The organism is Peribacillus sp. ACCC06369, assembly GCF_030348945.1.
GTDB lineage: Bacteria > Bacillota > Bacilli > Bacillales > DSM-1321 > Peribacillus.
This window is the reverse complement of record NZ_JAUCEN010000002.1, coordinates 1,475,206-1,491,663: the sequence shown is the minus strand read 5'-3', so window position 1 is coordinate 1,491,663 and position 16,458 is coordinate 1,475,206. Positions and strand designations below refer to the sequence as shown.

Annotated in this window: 19 protein-coding genes and 1 pseudogene; 6 read left to right on the top strand and 14 right to left on the bottom strand. The window is 40.0% G+C overall.

Annotation, left to right across the window (positions count from 1 at the left end; genetic code table 11):
- Positions 1-32: 32 nt before the first annotated feature.
- From cbpB to QUF78_RS08130, 3 genes are all read right to left on the bottom strand, one after another.
- Positions 33-470 (bottom strand): cyclic-di-AMP-binding protein CbpB, encoded by a 438-nt coding sequence (gene cbpB / locus QUF78_RS08140; protein WP_289317297.1) that lies wholly within the window; start codon positions 468-470, stop codon positions 33-35.
- Between the two features lie 122 nt (positions 471-592).
- On the bottom strand, positions 593-739 hold the full coding sequence (locus QUF78_RS08135) for a hypothetical protein (RefSeq protein WP_089362373.1): 147 nt from the start codon (positions 737-739) through the stop codon (positions 593-595).
- A 121-nt stretch (positions 740-860) separates the two neighbouring features.
- Positions 861-1,100 carry a YkuJ family protein gene (locus QUF78_RS08130; protein WP_034314086.1) on the bottom strand — a complete coding sequence of 80 codons (240 nt, stop codon included), beginning with the start codon at positions 1,098-1,100 and terminating at the stop codon, positions 861-863.
- Between the two features lie 183 nt (positions 1,101-1,283).
- Here QUF78_RS08130 and QUF78_RS08125 point away from each other — a divergent pair, with 183 nt between their 5' ends.
- Positions 1,284-2,243, top strand: a complete 960-nt coding sequence (locus QUF78_RS08125; RefSeq protein ID WP_289324274.1) for an MBL fold metallo-hydrolase — start codon at positions 1,284-1,286, stop codon at positions 2,241-2,243.
- A gap of 93 nt (positions 2,244-2,336) precedes the next feature.
- A complete protein-coding gene (locus tag QUF78_RS08120) occupies positions 2,337-2,570 on the top strand; it encodes a glutaredoxin family protein (protein WP_061462251.1) in 234 nt (77 codons plus the stop codon).
- 95 nt (positions 2,571-2,665) lie between these two features.
- Here QUF78_RS08120 and QUF78_RS08115 read toward each other — a convergent pair whose 3' ends face one another.
- The 4 genes from QUF78_RS08115 to QUF78_RS08100 form a co-directional block, all read right to left on the bottom strand.
- The gene (locus tag QUF78_RS08115) at positions 2,666-3,145 is read right to left on the bottom strand and encodes a DUF3993 domain-containing protein (protein WP_289324273.1); all 480 of its coding nucleotides are present in this window, start codon (positions 3,143-3,145) and stop codon (positions 2,666-2,668) included.
- 181 nt (positions 3,146-3,326) lie between these two features.
- Positions 3,327-3,554 carry a hypothetical protein gene (locus QUF78_RS08110; RefSeq protein ID WP_289324272.1) on the bottom strand — a complete coding sequence of 76 codons (228 nt, stop codon included), beginning with the start codon at positions 3,552-3,554 and terminating at the stop codon, positions 3,327-3,329.
- Positions 3,555-3,629: 75 nt separating this feature from the next.
- Positions 3,630-4,835 carry an EAL domain-containing protein gene (locus QUF78_RS08105; protein ID WP_289324271.1) on the bottom strand — a complete coding sequence of 402 codons (1,206 nt, stop codon included), beginning with the start codon at positions 4,833-4,835 and terminating at the stop codon, positions 3,630-3,632.
- Positions 4,836-5,046: 211 nt separating this feature from the next.
- A complete protein-coding gene (locus QUF78_RS08100) occupies positions 5,047-6,903 on the bottom strand; it encodes an SLC13 family permease (protein WP_289324270.1) in 1,857 nt (618 codons plus the stop codon).
- A 163-nt stretch (positions 6,904-7,066) separates the two neighbouring features.
- Between QUF78_RS08100 and QUF78_RS08095 the strand changes: the two genes are divergently transcribed.
- The gene (locus QUF78_RS08095; protein ID WP_289324269.1) at positions 7,067-7,930 is read left to right on the top strand and encodes a metallophosphoesterase; all 864 of its coding nucleotides are present in this window, start codon (positions 7,067-7,069) and stop codon (positions 7,928-7,930) included.
- A 153-nt stretch (positions 7,931-8,083) separates the two neighbouring features.
- Here QUF78_RS08095 and crcB read toward each other — a convergent pair whose 3' ends face one another.
- Positions 8,084-8,455 carry a fluoride efflux transporter CrcB gene (crcB, locus tag QUF78_RS08090; RefSeq protein WP_289324268.1) on the bottom strand — a complete coding sequence of 124 codons (372 nt, stop codon included), beginning with the start codon at positions 8,453-8,455 and terminating at the stop codon, positions 8,084-8,086.
- Entirely contained in the window at positions 8,452-8,832 is a 381-nt protein-coding gene (locus tag QUF78_RS08085; RefSeq protein ID WP_289324267.1) for a fluoride efflux transporter FluC, read from the bottom strand. Before QUF78_RS08085 ends, crcB begins: the two co-directional genes overlap by 4 nt.
- A gap of 117 nt (positions 8,833-8,949) precedes the next feature.
- On the opposite strand from QUF78_RS08085, the gene QUF78_RS08080 reads away from it, so the two are divergent.
- Both QUF78_RS08080 and QUF78_RS08075 read left to right on the top strand, forming a co-directional pair.
- On the top strand, positions 8,950-9,309 hold the full coding sequence (locus QUF78_RS08080; protein ID WP_289324266.1) for a hypothetical protein: 360 nt from the start codon (positions 8,950-8,952) through the stop codon (positions 9,307-9,309).
- A gap of 287 nt (positions 9,310-9,596) precedes the next feature.
- Positions 9,597-10,103 (top strand): YkyB family protein, encoded by a 507-nt coding sequence (locus QUF78_RS08075; RefSeq protein ID WP_289324265.1) that lies wholly within the window; start codon positions 9,597-9,599, stop codon positions 10,101-10,103.
- Positions 10,104-10,165: 62 nt separating this feature from the next.
- Here QUF78_RS08075 and QUF78_RS08070 read toward each other — a convergent pair whose 3' ends face one another.
- Both QUF78_RS08070 and corA read right to left on the bottom strand, forming a co-directional pair.
- Positions 10,166-11,071 (bottom strand): chemotaxis protein, encoded by a 906-nt coding sequence (locus QUF78_RS08070; protein ID WP_289324264.1) that lies wholly within the window; start codon positions 11,069-11,071, stop codon positions 10,166-10,168.
- Between the two features lie 629 nt (positions 11,072-11,700).
- Positions 11,701-12,675, bottom strand: coding sequence for a magnesium/cobalt transporter CorA (gene corA, locus QUF78_RS08065; RefSeq protein WP_289324263.1), 975 nt, complete (start codon positions 12,673-12,675; stop codon positions 11,701-11,703).
- Between the two features lie 158 nt (positions 12,676-12,833).
- Here corA and QUF78_RS08060 point away from each other — a divergent pair, with 158 nt between their 5' ends.
- Complete coding sequence (locus QUF78_RS08060) at positions 12,834-13,976, top strand: aminotransferase A (protein ID WP_289324262.1); 1,143 nt, start codon at positions 12,834-12,836, stop codon at positions 13,974-13,976.
- 100 nt (positions 13,977-14,076) lie between these two features.
- On the opposite strand, the gene QUF78_RS08055 is transcribed toward QUF78_RS08060, so the two are convergent.
- From QUF78_RS08055 to QUF78_RS08045, 3 genes and pseudogenes are all read right to left on the bottom strand, one after another.
- On the bottom strand, positions 14,077-14,442 hold the full coding sequence (locus QUF78_RS08055; RefSeq protein ID WP_061462238.1) for a hypothetical protein: 366 nt from the start codon (positions 14,440-14,442) through the stop codon (positions 14,077-14,079).
- A gap of 65 nt (positions 14,443-14,507) precedes the next feature.
- Positions 14,508-15,395: pseudogene (locus QUF78_RS08050) on the bottom strand (NAD(P)-dependent oxidoreductase); the annotation flags it as partial.
- An 18-nt stretch (positions 15,396-15,413) separates the two neighbouring features.
- Positions 15,414-16,199, bottom strand: a complete 786-nt coding sequence (locus QUF78_RS08045) for an SDR family oxidoreductase (protein ID WP_289324261.1) — start codon at positions 16,197-16,199, stop codon at positions 15,414-15,416.
- Between the last annotated feature and the right edge of the window lie 259 nt (positions 16,200-16,458).

Here is a 16,458-nt window from a genome sequence, read left to right as displayed (position 1 = left end):
TTAAAGTTACGATCAATTTCAGCCTTACATATTTATTCAGGTGCATTTTGTTTAAATACTTTTTTCAAGATTGCTCTTCTCGTTAAAATACCTTCAAATACATGATCATCATTCTCTACACAGACAAACGGATGATCAATCAACAATTCCACACCCTTAGTCAATGTATCTTCAATATGCAGGCGAGGTATTTCTATATTCATTATTTCAGAAACTTTTTTATTTTCAAGATTATCAAATTCAATTCGTTCCAGTCCCAAGATTGAATCAAGAATGACTGGTGTGCTAATTAAGCCATGCAATTTATACATCGGATCTAACACAGGAATGGCCGTATAACCGCTCTTTGTTAATACCAATAGTGCATGTTCTAAATTATTGGTTACCTGCACGTGGGCCACGCGTTCAGAAGAAATCATTAAGTCTTTAACGCTGGATTCCAATAAATCCCCATCATGAGTACCGATCATGTTAAAACCCCTTACCATATGTTTTTATATACAGCTCTTTCTATAGTTTAACATATGTAAGCAGAAAAGGCTCATTCCCAGACCAATAAAATCCCAAACTGTGGGATTTTCGCAAGAGATCCTTAGCCCTTACTAGTTTTAATGTTAACCTGTTTAAAACCGCATTCCGGGCATTGATAAATCACATTTTGGTTGGATTGTGCCGTCAATACATTTTCCATTTCCCTTTCCTCACCGCATACTGGGCATATTACCATTGGATTTTTCATTTACATCCCTCCAATTAATAAGATGTCGTAAAAATCACTACTTCATTCAAAAAGTGAAAATTGAACGGCCTCATTTATAATAAAAAGCCGCTTCCAAAGGAAGGCGGCTTTTTGTGATTTTTTAAGATTGAAGAAGATCAAAGATTTCAATGGTAATCATATCAATATTATCGAATTGATATTTTGATGATTTCCCTTTATCACTGTATACTTCAAGCTCGAACATTTCTGTTTTGCTGAAATATGTAACTTGGCACTTTTTCACACCATCTATTTCAAAAAAACGTTGAGCAGATTCAGATTCCTTCGCTTGCTCTTGAAGACTTTTCAATCTGGTAAGGATGCCCTGTAATTGAGACATACTCCCTCTCCTTTCTGAATAAAACCTTTTCGATAGGTTTCACTATACCATACTTTTCTATCCAGTAGCCACGCTGAAATAAATTCAGAATAATTTAAAACTTCATTCTTTACATGGAACTATTAACAGAATAAAATAAGGAATGAATTTTGTACATAAAAAAATTTCTGGGGGTAGATTCTGTTGGGAAATATTAGTGAACTTGGTTATCGCATTTCATTGATTGATGGTTTTGATTTGGATAGAAGAAATCGTACAGGAACATATGTAATTGCCGATAAAGAAATCACTTTAGTCGAAACTTCCGCCAGCCCTTCCATCCCCCACTTAATGAAAGGGCTCGAAGATTTGGGAATCGCCCTCGTGGATATTACATATATCATTCTTACCCATATTCATTTGGACCATGCAGGTGGAGCCGGACTTTTTTTAGAGCATTGTCCGAATGCCAAAGTGATCGTCCATCCAAAAGGTGCACGGCATCTAGAAGACCCAACACGTTTGATCGCTGGGGCTAAAGCGGTCTATGGTGAAGATTTCGACGAGCTTTTCGATCCGATTTTACCTATACCATTTGATAGAATGCTTACTAAACATGATGGGGATTCCCTAAAAACAAGTGATAATTCCTCATTGACCTTTTATGACACCCCAGGACACGCAAACCATCATTTAAGCATTTTCGATTCCGTTTCAAAAGGCATGTTTTCAGGTGACACCGTAGGCATCTATTATCGTGAACTCGATGAAGAAGGTTTCGAATTTTACTTACCGTCCACATCACCAAACCAATTTAACCCAGATGCGATGCTTGCTGCAGCGGAATTGTACGAGAGCATCGGCGTCGAGCGTATATATTTTGGCCATTACGGGGTATCGGAAAATCCTAAGGAAGTATATAAACAACTTCATTACTGGCTGCCCAAATTTGTGGAGACTGCCAAATCGGCATATAGGGAATTTGCTAGCTTTGAGGAACAAGTGGCAGCAACCAGTAAAAATATTTTCACGGAAGTCGCGATTCATTTAGGCGAAAAAGGAATCACCACCGATCATCCTGTTTTTGAAATAATTGCCATGGACCTAAATGTTTGCTCCATGGGTTTGATAGACTATCTAGTAAAGCAGGAAAAGGATAGGTAGGAGGGTCCTTTAAGGTCTTTTCCTATTCAAATGTCTTGGCATTCTCTATAATGAAAAAGTAAACCCTACCTAAAGCATACATGGAGGAATGAAATGAAAGACGTTACGCTTTATACCCAACCTGATTGCCCTCCCTGCAAAATCATGAAAATGTTCTTTGATGATAATAATGTCGTATACAAAGAAAAAGATATTAAAGCAGATGGACATGCACGTAAAGAACTAACGAATAAATACGGCGCCTATTCCACACCAACGGTCGTAATCGATGGGAAAGCCATCATTGGTTTTGAACTGGACGAAATAAAGAAAGAACTGAATATATAACAAAAAGTCTAGAGAAGCTTTTCCTCCTCTAGACTTTTTCATTTTAGTCTCCATACTTTTCAATTTTGAAATACTTTCTTTTAAAGTACCTTATTTCATTTTTTCACTTCATACTTTACGTCCATTACCTTCCAAACGTCATCTTCCTTTTTCAATGTAACTGATTCAAGATGCTTACCCATAGATACAGGTCCGTCCCCTGTGTCTTTGAATTCCTCTTGAACATAAATGAACTCGCCGTTTTTCCCATATACTATTTCCGTATTCTTATCGTAACTGAAAAATGGGATATAATAGGGAGCGAAGTCTGAACCAAATGCGGTATAACCGCCATCGACTTTCACTACATTCGATTTAACAAACTTCTCGATGAACTCACCTGTGAAATGTGTATCCAACTTCCCTTCAATCTCTTCCTTCGTACGAACTTCCTCACTGATCGAACCTTGATTCTCCGCTGCAGCTCGTACTAAAGATAGTACTTCCTCTCTATGTAAGCCCTCCGCTGAAGCTGTGAACCCTCCTCCTAAAAATAAAAGGACACTGGCAAGACATGCAACTAAATATTTACTCATTCCAATCATCTCCTAGTAAAAGAATTTCTCCTAATGGTTCGGATTTCTGCCTATGTCTTTCATTACCCGTCAAGAACAAAGCCAAACTACAAAATCATATTATCCTCGAGATCTTGATGCTATTGCCTATTCTTCACAATAAAAAAGAAGATTTCATGATATTGAAATCTCCTTCTTACGATCATTGAAAAGCATAGTACAAAATAAAACCGGCAACCAAAATCGTTCCAACAAAAAGTGAAACGAATATCGGGTTCTTTAAATAAGGATGTTCTTTAACTGAATCATCGATAGTCGAATCATATCTGGCTTTCACTTTCTGTGCCCTTGCTACAGAATAAGTATAAAAGAGCAGATATAACGCCATTACAGTAACGATCATGATTAGAATCCAGATGTACGTGCTCAAAATATGTCTCCTCCAAGCGCATCATTTCTGCTTATCGTTACACATTTTAAGCGATTGTATACATGAATCGTCTTACTATAATAGGGCTTCATTTTCATATAAATAACTATACGAAAGATCAAAGAAAATGTATTCTTTATTATTCAGGGGATATGAAAAGGTCCGGATGGTTTCTCCCGTTTCGATATCACTGTATAAATCGGATAAAATCCCTTTTTTCTCATTACGCATCTTTACGATATTTTCGAGAAAATAAGGTCTCCAGCTCCAATTTTTATTCAAATAACTCGGTTGGGCTACCCATTGCTTGTCCTTATGGAGGATATTGGGTGATTTTTGATACCCCTCTTCATCACAAATATAAAGCCGAAAACATATGGAATCCCATTTTTTCGCCAAAATACCGAGAAACTCTTCATGGGTGCCAACTCGCTTTTCCTGTTTTAAGAAATTTTGCATATTTTCGTTGAATTGAAAAGTCTTTTGATAAACGGCTTCAAGCTTCTTGGTCTCGAGTGAAATGAAGGACTGACATTCTTGATGGAACTTTTCACGAAGTAAATCTTTATTAATGAACTCGCCGTGCGGTTTCGCCAAAAAGTATCCTTGATAATATCGTCCCCCGTTCTTCCATGCGAAACGAAGTTGGTATTCGGACTCAATGTTCTCAAAAAGTAAATTGGCGCCGATTTTTCGTGCTAGCATGGTTAGAGAAAACAGGATGACCTGATAGGCATCTCCACCTGAAATGCGAAGCTGGTCCAGGTTCACTTTTAAAATATTCGGAGAAATCTGTGCGATTCGGTCTAATTGGGTATCTTGCCCTAAATGATCTAAAGCTATCTTAATCCCATATGTTTTAAAGTAAGCAAGCACATGCTGCAAAGGATCGAAGTTTTCCGGACTGATCGTGTCTGATAATTCCAGCACGATCCGGTGCATTTCCTCTGGTTGGAAATGACGATGTAAAATCTCCATGAATTCTTCGCCATGATCCAGCATAAGCAAATTAGGATCTCTGTTGATAAAGATAAGAAAATCTTCACCATAGTCTTTTATTCTCTCTAAGGCAATTTCAAGTACGTAATTATCCACTTCCACCCTGTACTCTTCCGGAACTGCAGAATCGTGAAAAAAAGGGCCAAGGCTTTTATATTCCGCTTGTTCCTCATAGCGCCCTAGAATTTCATACCCGATTACCTGATGTTGATCTGCACTGAAAATCGGTTGAAAGAATGGTGTCACCTTGTCTAAATTCTTTAATATCTTTTCTGTATCCATGATGCATCTTCCCCCTAATTACGAAAACACCAATATGCCAAAATTATACCATTAGTTTCTAGCATTGATAATAAATAATTTTAATTCCTACTATATAACTCTTTTTTCAGCCAATTAAAATTCGCTGATCTTTCGGATCCTTTTGAATGAAACTGAATGATTCTCCATTGAAAAGGCATTGTCCATATATGGAACAATGCCTAATGCCTTATCAAAAAGGGAAGAACCATGGAATCGTGATCACCATGATAACGCCAATGAAAATCTGTATGGATATCCCGATCATGATAAAATCCTTATACTTGTAATCACCTGCTGTCATGACAAGCGCGTTGGTAGTGGCCACCCTTGGAGTGGATAGCGCTAAACTGCCAGCAACGGCAAGGCATAAAAACACAGGAAGAGGATCTATCCCTTGATTCACTGCAGATGTAAGGGCAATGGGCGTCATGATTACCGTCGCAGCTCCATAGGGGATGAATTGGCTTAGGATAAGTGTCAGTAGGTAAAAGACAGCTAATATGCCGTGTGCCCCGATATTACTGAATAAAACGGCAAGCCAATCACTTATCATCCTCACTCCACCGGTATTATCCAATGCAGCCGTTATTCCGAACATAGCGGCAATCAATAGTACAGGTTCCCAGTTAATCTTTTGGTAAGCATCCTCCATAGAACGGACACATCCGGTGATCACCATCAACAATGCTGCGGTCACTACCGATAGTACAGCTGGGATGGACTCCATTGATAAAAGAATGACCATAAATGCAGTGATTCCCAAGGCAATCCATGCCTTGCCCTTGGAGTTGACCGGAGAGCCATCTTCCGAGGTACTTCCAATAACGATGACATCCTGTAAATCAGTGGAAATCCGCTCAATGTTCTCCCATTCTCCATGAATCAGGATTGCATCTCCCGGTTTCAGTCGTTCCGTCCCGACATCCGCTTGAATATATTCACCGTTCCGATTGATTGCCAGCACATTACATTGGTATTTCTCACGAAAATGCACATCTATCAAGGTTTGGTTTTCATAATCCGAATTGGGCACGATCAATATTTCCGTCAATCCAAACCTACTGCTAAGAAAATGTTTTTTTATTTGTTCGGTATTGAAATGTTTAAACTCCAGTTCATAGTTAAGAGCCAATCTCTCAACTGCTTCTTCTTCTCCAAACACCAAAATGATATCTTCAGGATGAAGAACCTCATCCGCTCTGGCTGAAATCGTCAACTGCCTTTGCAACAGCGGCAATTGCTTATCCTTTGGCTTCCGTTGGATTTCAATCAAAGTCAATTCATACTGGATAGGAAGCTGAAGGTCCGACAGCCTTTCTCCAACAATATCGGAAGTAGCGGGTATATGAAGATAATGCAACCGGTCATATACTTTGTACATGCCGGCAAGCTCCCCTGCGGACAGTCCCTTTACACTATTGTTCGCGGCAATCGTTTTCTCAGGTAGCAAGAGGCGTCCAAGTGTCAACATGAAGAATAACCCTGCCGCAAAAGCGATCAAGCCCACAGGTGTAAAGTCAAAAAATGATAATGTTCCTATTCCGTTTTGCCTTAATACATCAGCAACAATCATATTGGAAGGGGTACCGGTAAGCGTTAATAGCCCGCCAATACTGCTTGCATAGGCAAGGGGCAATAAATACCTTGTCGGACTTGTTTTTTGTTGTAAAGCCATGCTCATAACGAGAGGTAGCAGTATGGAAACAATTCCTGTTCCACTTAAAAATGCACTTAATATTCCAGCTGTCAGCATCACGATAAGCAGCGATTTCCATTCACTGCCCCCACATAAACCTAACAACTTATTTCCTGCCTTTTCCACTATTCCTGAATTTAACAGGCCGGCACCGACGATAAATAGCCCAGCTAGCATGATTACCACTTGATTCGCAAACCCGGCCACCAGTTCATCCAATGTAAGTATCCCCAGTAAACCCAGGATGGCTAGTGCACTAAGTGCAATTAAATCGGCGCGAAATTTCCCTTGTATAAAAAGCGCAATAGCGCATAGAAGTATAATCAGTGTAATAAACATTGGTTCGGTCATCATGTTACCTCCGTATAGATGTTCAATTTCAAACCGGATACGGTTTCATTAAACCCCAGTTTACATGTTTTTCATATGCGTACAGAAGATATTTTCTTCATTTTATGTATATTGTTTGTTAGTATTAGGAAGTAACATTTTTATATTAGATAGGTTGATTAATTTGAATAAACCCATATCCAGAAGAACATTTTTAAAGAAAAGCCTTGGTACATTGGCTACCGTAACCGGTTTAGGTATTGGCGGAAGCTATTATGCTCATAATCTGGAGCCGAAATGGTTAGAAACCAAGCATATTGTAATCAGCCATCCCCTTATTCCAAAAGGTTTTCATGGCATGAAAATGATCCAATTCAGTGATACGCATTTAGGCTTTCAATTTCAGCTTAAAGATTTACAAGCAATTGTCAATAAGATAAACCAACTGGACCCGGATGTCATTTTATTTACCGGAGATTTAATGGACCATCCTAATAAGTACAAGGCTCAGCAGAAAATCCCTTCTGTATTGAATCAGCTTAAAGCACCACTTGGAAAATTCAGCATCTACGGTAACCATGATCATGGGGGATATGGCTCAGAAATTTACAGCGATATCATGAAGAAATCACAATTTACCATGTTGCAAAATACCTCAACTAAGATTACCTTATTAACGGCTGAAGAAATATGCATTGCCGGTGTTGATGATGCCATGCTTGGAAAACCTGATTTTGAAAAAGCCCTTGCAGGCATCCCAGAAGAAGTGTTCACCATTATGCTTTCGCATGCCCCTGACCTTGCCGATACATCAAGGAATTACGACATCCAGTATCAAATAAGCGGTCACAGTCATGGAGGTCAAGTACAAATTCCCTTTGCAGGAGCCCTTGTAACTCCCCCCTACGCTGAAAAGTACCGAGAAGGCACGTATGAAATTGACTCGTTAACATTACATGTTAATAGAGGGCTTGGCACTACCCGGCTCCCATATCGTTTTCTTTCTCGTCCTGAGTTGACGGTTTACGAATTCCAGGCAAAAAAATGATAGTGTATAACACAGGGGAATTCCGCCAGACTCATTAACAAAACCTGTTCGACCAAAACAGCTTCTTGCCTAAATCATCCGTAATGGATTCCTATGAATTATAGCATTAGAATTATATTTGAGAAAACCAGGTTTTTTTACCAGTAACGATCGTCATAAAGGCTTTGCCATACTTAAGTAGCCGCAAAGGAAAGTGCCGATACAACCTAAAACCGACACCGTCATATAGATCAGGCTATCTATATAACGGTGTTTTCTTATAAGTTCGAGTGTTTCCATACTGAATGTAGAAAAGGTCGTAAAGGCTCCCAGGAAACCTATTATCAGGAAAACCTGCAAAGATAAAGCCCAGCTTTCTTTCTGTGGAAATACCATTCCTAAACCGAAAGAACCTATAAGGTTAATCAATAAAATACTAAAGGGTATCGAGACTGCTGGCAATAGCCTATTAAAAATAATCTGCAAGACATATCTAGAGGCCGCTCCCAAAAAACCTCCTATAAAAACTGAAAGGGCTTCAATCAAAGGGGCTCACCTCTCCGTCTATTAAAAAGGCCCAGTCCGAGGAAACCGGCAACCAAACCAAAGAAAAGCGTGGCCCCAAGATACAGTCCTGCAAAAGGCAGAGAAGTCTGCAGTAGATCCACCACTTCCTGGGAAAATGTGGACATCGTGGTGAAACCGCCGCAAAACCCGCTGCCCAGCGCTAAAAACAAAAATGATTTCTTTTTCGAGGCGAAATAGCCATTAATCATTCCAAGTAAAAAGCTGCCTACTATATTTATTAAGAGGGTTCCAAACGGAAAGAAGGAATGGCCAGTAGTCAAGATCACGCAATAACGTAATATCGCTCCCGTCGCTCCTCCAAAACCGACGGCAAAAATGCTTTTAAACCGTTCCATTACAGTCACCTCAAATTTTTCTCACAAGTAGATTCATTATAACAGATTAGGATGAAACAGGCTCTTTTCTAATAAAAATCCATACTATGTAAAGAATTAGAGAAAAGGAGGCTAATTATGCAAACACAGCATTATCCTTACTACCACTATCCTCAAACCATAATGCTACAGAACGAATACAGAAATGCATATGGGAATGAATATGGACCTGAATATTGGAATGACGAGCGCTTCTTTCCTTTCTTTCCTCTATTGGCGCCTGTAGCTTTTGTTGCAGGATTGGCAATTGGACCGTTGCTATTCAATAACCGTCCACCTGTCTATCCTCCATATCCTCTTCCATACCCGCCAGCTTACCCTCCTTATCCCGCTTATCCTGCTTACCCTGCGTATCAAGGTTTTCAGGGCTACCCACAACAATTCGGAGCACAGGCACAGGCTGGGGTATCTGAAAATATCAATATATACACTCAATAAGGATTGGACAGAAGGCGTCATTAAACGCCTTCTTTTTCTTATCCCAAAAGGCGCTCGATTGAATTTTACTTCCTTATATATTTTGAAGTGGTATAATATGAAAATGAATAGTTGGTAAAGTGTTGGGAAATGATTGTCATACCCTAGAGATGTACATGCATTATTATTTTACTATTTTCAGCCTAATTGGCACACACGTCTCTATTTCAACCAATATAAAAACAGGTTTTTATTGAAGGAGTTCTGTAACATCCCTTCTAACCTTATTTAGAAAAGGAGTTTCCATAATGAACCAAACGAAAGGACATTCTGAAAGGGATGAGTTTTCGATTAACTCCCTTGCCCAAGCCGTGTTTATTGTTAATAAGCATGCAAAGACTGCGTTGGAGCCAAAGAATTTATATAATTTAAAGCGGCTCGCATTAAACAAGCTTATGCAAGAAGGAAAAGCGAAGAAGATTGGACTTCATTTCTCCGATAACCCTCGCTTTGCAGCACAACAATCCGACGTGATCGTTGAATGCGGATCATATGTTTTTCATTTACCTCCCACTAAGGAAGATTTGAAAAAACTACCCCACCTCGGCAGCCGGGCAGCATCCATACGGAACCCTAAAGCGTCGTTGTCATTATCCAAGGCCAAACAAATCCTGCAATCTTACGTTGGACAAGCAGGTGAAAAACAACCGAACCCTACCAATACCGAGAAAAGGTCTTACGGGCGTGGGTCGGTCAAGCAACCTTTTCACAATCCATTCCCATCTTCCTTTTTAGGAAAAGGTTCCAAGTATTAAGTATTTATTTCGGATAAATCAAACGGGCCGTGAGGTAATGCCTCATCGGCCCGTTTTCACATTTATAATGCAAATCTGTCTATCAAATTTATAAGCTCCGTAATTTCAGGTTTGCTGATTTGTGCGTCAGCACCTACGACTTGACCTTTATGACGCAAGCTGTCCGTAATCAAAGAAGAGAAAATAATCACCGGCAATACTGCGAGTTCACCGCTTTCCTTTATTCTTCTAGTCAAATGATGACCATCCATTTGGGGCATCTCAATATCGGTAATCACCAATTGCACTTCTTCTTCGACCACTTTTCCTGATGCAATCAAATTCTCCAGATAATTGATTGCATCAAGTCCATTCTCATAAAACTCCAAGTACTTGAATCCAGCCTCTGACAGTGTATCGTACAGCAGCTTTCTCAGTAATGGAGAATCTTCTGCAATCAGGATTTTCTTATCTGAGTTTTGCCTGTTACCGAGCTTTTTAACCTGCTGGATGTTTATCCCTGATTCCGGATTGATTTCGACCACTATTTTTTCAAAATCGAGTAACAGTAACATTTCGCTATTTAATTTTATTACTCCGATAATCTGACTTTCAAGGCCTTGGTACATATCCGACGGCTTTTCGATTTGAGACCAGGAAATACGATGGATCTGTGTTACCGTATGGACATGGAAGACCACTTTTTGCTGATTGAATTCAGCCACAATGAATTTATCCTGCTCAGGAGTTTCTGATGGCGGAAACCCTAAAGCATCCGCTACATTCACAACTGGCAGGACTTCACCGCGAAGCTCAATGATCCCCTCCACATTTGGATGGGAATGAGGTACAAGCGTGATGGGGACAGGATTAATGATTTCCTTCACCTTAATTACGTTAATGCCGAATTTATTCCTTCCGATGCCGAATTCCACTATTTCAAGCTCATTTGTTCCACTTTCAAGTAATATCCCTTTATTTGCTTCCAATTTTCATCTCGCCCTTCTCTTACATTTACATTTTATAATTCCATCATTCATTTAACCGGGCAGGCAAGTCCTGCTCTTGGATACATAGACCTAACATGGTTTTATAAATGAACTCATACCTAATAATTCGGTTAATTATGTCTTTTGTTTAGAGCAAAGATAAAAAAGAATCAAGAAGTGATTATCATCTATTCAAGCAAAACAAAAAAGGGACCCATACTGGTCCCTTTGATCATTTTTCACTATTGCCGTTCCGGCAATCATATCATGAAGGCCTGTTCTCCGGTCCAACCCCCGCGATTATATAACTGACATAAAAGCTGATAGGATCGTCGCAAAATAATGCCCTGTAGCCCTTCAAAACCCTATTCGTTCTCCATTTAAATCGGTCACTTTACTAGTCAGGAGTATTTTACCGAACCTTCCTTGCCATTACGAGGAATTCATCTCCCATTAATGATATTCACGCTAAAGCGTAACCAAGACCCAGCATACTCTTCTCTTTCCTATGGATTACCAATAGCCAGTACTCCCATATCAACAAATCTCATATTCATAAATTTGGTATTTTGCAAAAAATACTCAAATGAATACCGGTATCATTAAAGCAGCAAGTCAGTTAGTTGTTTTCAGCTCTTTCGTGACCTTTTCCTTGGAGTGAGCCAACCTTTTTTAACAAAGAATAAAAACATCATCAAAGCAATTCCGCCCATCATTCCAAGGACGAGGAAATAGCCATAGTGCCAATTCAATTCCGGCATGTATTGAAAATTCATCCCATATACGCCTACTATGAAGGTCAGCGGCATGAAAATTGTAGTGATTACAGTCAATGTCATCATCGTTGAATTCATATTATTAGAGTTCACCGACAAATAACTATCCCGGATATCGGAGGAGAAATCTCGGTAAGATTCCAGCATTTCAGTTAATTTAAGAAGATGATCGTACACATCAGTAAAATACAGGTGCTGATCTTTTAAGTAATTCAGACGCTCTGATGAAATCATCCTGTATAATAAATCACGCATCGGTAAAATGGTCCGACGGAGCCTGGACATATCCGTTCGTAAATCGAATAGCTGATCCATCAATTCGTTTATCGTTTCATTTTCAGTATTGTCCTCAATGCTCCCCAATTCGCTTTCCATTTTATACACAGGAGGGAAAAATTCATCGACGATCCTGTCAATTATCCTGTGCATCAAGAAAAAGGGACCTTGCTTCAACATTTTATTTCCAGGAATTTCTTCCCACACCTTTTCAAGTTCAAGCATTTCTTCCTTATGAAAAGTGACAATCCATTTTTCACCAACAAACATATCCAATTCAACTGCTCTAAATACCTTCTGCCTGAGAGCATGAATCACAAGAAATTGGTAGTCCTCATAAAAATCCATTTTGGGACGTTGGTTAAAATCATCCAGGCAGTCTTCAATTGCCAGCGGATGAAAGTGAAAATGATTGGATAAAAGTTCGATCTCCTTGTTTGTGGGGTTGGAAAAATCCACCCAATACCACTCGATATCCGTATTATCCATTTCTGATAGCGGCAAACCAAAACTGACTTCTTGGTTAGAAGTAATTGCGCAAGTCCTTATCATATGTATCAACCCTCAAATTTTTCTTATCATTCATTATACCTTTATTTCATTAATCTCAAAAAGTATTTCTCCCCCATCCAAACTAAATGATAAAATAGAATGAATCCGTCAAACATAGTACATAATCTCATGAAGTATGAAAAGGGAGGATATTCATAGTGGAACATTTAATAAACCCTCTAGTAAAAGAAGTTCAAATATCAGGGATCCGTAAATTCTACAATATGGTCGCTGAAATCGAAGGCACCATTTCCTTAACGATAGGACAGCCTGACTTTCCAACTCCAATGCATATTAAAGAAGCGGCAAAACAAGCAATCGATAATAATTATACCGTTTATACTCACAATGCCGGCTATCAGGAATTAAGGGAAGCTGCTTCTGAATATGTAAAGGATAAATACAAGCTTAGTTATGATCCATCGAATGAAGTTATAGTGACCTCGGGTGCAAGTGAAGGCATTGACATTACCTTTCGAACGATCCTCATCCCAGGGAACGAAGTAATATTACCAGGGCCGGTCTATCCAGGATACGAACCCATCATCAAAATGTGCGGTGCAAACCCGATTTATGCCGATACAACAAAAAATGGATTTCGTTTGACTGCAGATATAATTGAAAAGTACATAACTGATCAAACTCGTTGCATCGTCCTGCCATATCCATCGAATCCGACTGGGGTTACGTTGTCTTCCAAAGAATTATTGGACATTGCCGAACTGGTAAGGGGCAAGGACATCTTTATATTGGCGGATGAAATATACAGTGAACTTGTATTCGATCAGGAACATGTATCGATTGCCACGTTCTTAAAAGAACAAACCATCGTCCTGAACGGTTTGTCCAAGTCCCATTCCATGACCGGGTGGAGAATCGGCCTTCTGTTTGCGCCTGCAGCCGTGTCTCAGCATATCCTGAAGGTCCATCAATACAATGTGACTTGTGCCTCCTCCATATCGCAGAGAGCTGCGTTGGCTGCCTTGACCGCAGGTAAGGATGATGCCATTCCCATGAAGACAGAGTATGCACGGAGACGTGAATACGTATACAGTCGTTTACAAGCGATGAAACTGGAAATAATCAAACCAAATGGTGCCTTTTATTTCTTTATAAAGCTTCCGAAAGGCTACACCACCTCCCTCGACTTTTGCCTCAAGCTTGTTAAACAGGAAAAAGTGGCGGTAGTCCCTGGAGATGCTTTCTCTCCACTTGGCGAAGGGTACTTTAGGATATCCTATGCCTATTCAATGGAAACCCTTGAAAAGGCTTTGGACCGTATAGAAGCATTTTTAGCTTGATTGAACCGGACAAAAAAGTGGCCTTCAATAAAACCATTGAAGGCCACTTTCCTATTCTCGAAGATTTCAGCTACTGATTGCATTACACCATGTCGGACAACTAATACAATCTCCGTAAAAAACGAATTTCCCGATATCCCTCTTCCTTATTCGTCGTGGTAAGGCTCACTTCAACGATGGACCCAAGTAAATCAGCCATCACTTCTTCAAATTCCTTTGCGGAGCGCGGCTTTGAAAGACCTAAACTTTTCAATTCGCGCATCAGGATCTGGAAGCCGGCATTCGTTTCGATATGACTGAATTTCACCGGCAAGATTAGCGGACTTTCATTCATTAATTTCAGATCCCAACGAATGGGCTTTGTTTGATGAATGGTTTTCTCGCGTTTATACCCTTCAATCCTGACAATATATCGACCATCTTCTAATTCCTGGAATTTCATATTGATATCATCGAATTCGCCCATAACGATCACTCCTTTTTGTAAAGGCTGTCGCTATCAGCTTATTCATGAAAAAGATATGCTAGCACTTAATTATAGTGTTTATATAATGCCTGGGTACCGCTATTTTCCTCACCAGCTTCTGCCAGCCCCTCATATAGGGATTTGCTCAGGCTTAACCCCGGAGCCTCCATTCCCATCCTTTCAGCTTCATCAAGTGCAATTTTCATATCCTTAATAAAATGCTTGATATAAAAACCTGGTTCAAAATCCCCTTTGACCATTCGCGGCACAAGATTGGACAGTGACCAGCTTCCGGCAGAACCCGATGATATGCTTCTCAGAACCTGGTCCGGATCCAACCCCGCCTTTTTGGCATAAGAAATCGCTTCAGTTACTCCGATCATATTAGATGCAATGGCAATTTGATTGCACATTTTCGTATGCTGTCCTGACCCAGCAGGGCCTTGGTGGACAACATTACTGCCCAGGGTATCAAAAATGTGCCGGACCGCTTCAAACGCCTCACTATCGCCGCCAACCATTATCGTAAGCTTCGCATCACGAGCACCGATATCCCCTCCAGAAACCGGTGCATCCAATGATTCCATTCCTCTTTTCTTGGCTTCCTCTGCTATTCTCACGGCCAAGGATGGTGTGGAGGTAGTCATATCGATTAAATGGGCTCCTTTTTTCCCATTCTTGATAAGACCATTTTCCCCAAGATAAATTTCTTCCACATCGCTAGGATATCCTACCATTGAAATGATCACATTTGCTTTCTGTGCGATTTCCTTAGGTTCAGATGCCCACTTTGCACCCAGTGAGAGAAGTTCACTTGCCTTTGCTTCCGTCCTTGTATAAACGAATACCTCAAATCCTGCTTTAAGTAAATTGGCCGCCATACTTTTTCCCATAACTCCCAAACCTATGAATCCGATCACATCGTTCGATTGCGTCACTGCAAATTCCTCCCAATCATTTTGTTTAAAACGTTAAATGGACTTTATCATTCCTCCGTCAACTAAATAGGACTGGCCAGTTAAATATGTATTAGCACCTGAAACAAGGAAAGTAACGAACTTGGCAAATTCCTCGGGTTCCCCATAACGGCCAAGTGGGATTTTATTGATGGATTGTTCAGTGACCTTCTCAGGTGAGACGCCTTGTTTTTCTGCATTCATTTTATCAAGGTGCTGAACGCGGTCCGTTGCAATCCTTCCAGGACCAACTGTATTGACCAAAATCCGGTCTGGAGCTAACTCGGAAGCTAACGTCTTTGACAACCCCACGATTGCAGTCCGGAATGTATTCGATAATATCAATCCAGGAATCGGTTCCTTAATGGATGAAGATGCAATATTTACGATTTTTCCGCCCTGTTTTTTTAGATGCGGCAAGCTCTCACGAATCGTCCTTATGAAGCTTAGTAAATTAAGTTCGAAAGATTGTTGCCATTCTTCATCATTGAAATCTGTAAATGATCCCCCTGGGGGCCCACCGGCGTTATTAATAAGAATGTCGATACCGCCCAACTCTTCAACAGTTTTCCCAACCAAGCTTTTAATATCTTCAGCCTTTGTTATATCCGTTACCATATAAGCCACTTTACCAGCCCCAAGCTGTGATAATTCCCTTTGCACGGCGGCAAGCTTTTCACCATCACGGCTGGCTAGCATGACATTTGCTCCTTCTTTTACCAATTCTGCTGCCATCGCCTTTCCCAAACCTTGGCTTGAAGCTAAAATCAAAGCATTTTTCTTTTCCAAATGTAATTCCATAAAATATCATATCCTCCATTTCGTAAAATAAAATAATAATTCCATTATATCGTCATAATCGAAATGTGAAAAATCTGAATAATCATTCTCTGGTTTTTTTTATTCCCTGTGGTTAAACTCAAAAAATTGCCGGTTGGATAAACCAACCGGCGACAAAGGGGGAAATGAGAATGTCAGCTGCCCTAATAGAACCAAACAACTGTGCTTGCTTTTTATTTACCCCCATTTTGTTGCAATAAACATTCTTTAGCAAAATGTT

What these genes read in the sequence shown, in the direction of transcription:
- cbpB (WP_289317297.1), bottom strand. Translation starts at nt 470, where the DNA reads ATGATCGGTACTCATGATGGGGATTTATTGGAATCCAGCGTTAAAGAC.
- QUF78_RS08135 (WP_089362373.1), bottom strand. Translation starts at nt 739, where the DNA reads ATGAAAAATCCAATGGTAATATGCCCAGTATGCGGTGAGGAAAGGGAA.
- QUF78_RS08130 (WP_034314086.1), bottom strand. Translation starts at nt 1,100, where the DNA reads ATGTCTCAATTACAGGGCATCCTTACCAGATTGAAAAGTCTTCAAGAG.
- QUF78_RS08120 (WP_061462251.1), top strand. Translation starts at nt 2,337, where the DNA reads ATGAAAGACGTTACGCTTTATACCCAACCTGATTGCCCTCCCTGCAAA.
- QUF78_RS08115 (WP_289324273.1), bottom strand. Translation starts at nt 3,145, where the DNA reads ATGAGTAAATATTTAGTTGCATGTCTTGCCAGTGTCCTTTTATTTTTA.
- QUF78_RS08105 (WP_289324271.1), bottom strand. Translation starts at nt 4,835, where the DNA reads ATGGATACAGAAAAGATATTAAAGAATTTAGACAAGGTGACACCATTC.
- QUF78_RS08100 (WP_289324270.1), bottom strand. Translation starts at nt 6,903, where the DNA reads ATGACCGAACCAATGTTTATTACACTGATTATACTTCTATGCGCTATT.
- QUF78_RS08085 (WP_289324267.1), bottom strand. Translation starts at nt 8,832, where the DNA reads ATGGAACGGTTTAAAAGCATTTTTGCCGTCGGTTTTGGAGGAGCGACG.
- QUF78_RS08080 (WP_289324266.1), top strand. Translation starts at nt 8,950, where the DNA reads ATGCAAACACAGCATTATCCTTACTACCACTATCCTCAAACCATAATG.
- QUF78_RS08075 (WP_289324265.1), top strand. Translation starts at nt 9,597, where the DNA reads ATGAACCAAACGAAAGGACATTCTGAAAGGGATGAGTTTTCGATTAAC.
- corA (WP_289324263.1), bottom strand. Translation starts at nt 12,675, where the DNA reads ATGATAAGGACTTGCGCAATTACTTCTAACCAAGAAGTCAGTTTTGGT.
- QUF78_RS08055 (WP_061462238.1), bottom strand. Translation starts at nt 14,442, where the DNA reads ATGGGCGAATTCGATGATATCAATATGAAATTCCAGGAATTAGAAGAT.
- QUF78_RS08045 (WP_289324261.1), bottom strand. Translation starts at nt 16,199, where the DNA reads ATGGAATTACATTTGGAAAAGAAAAATGCTTTGATTTTAGCTTCAAGC.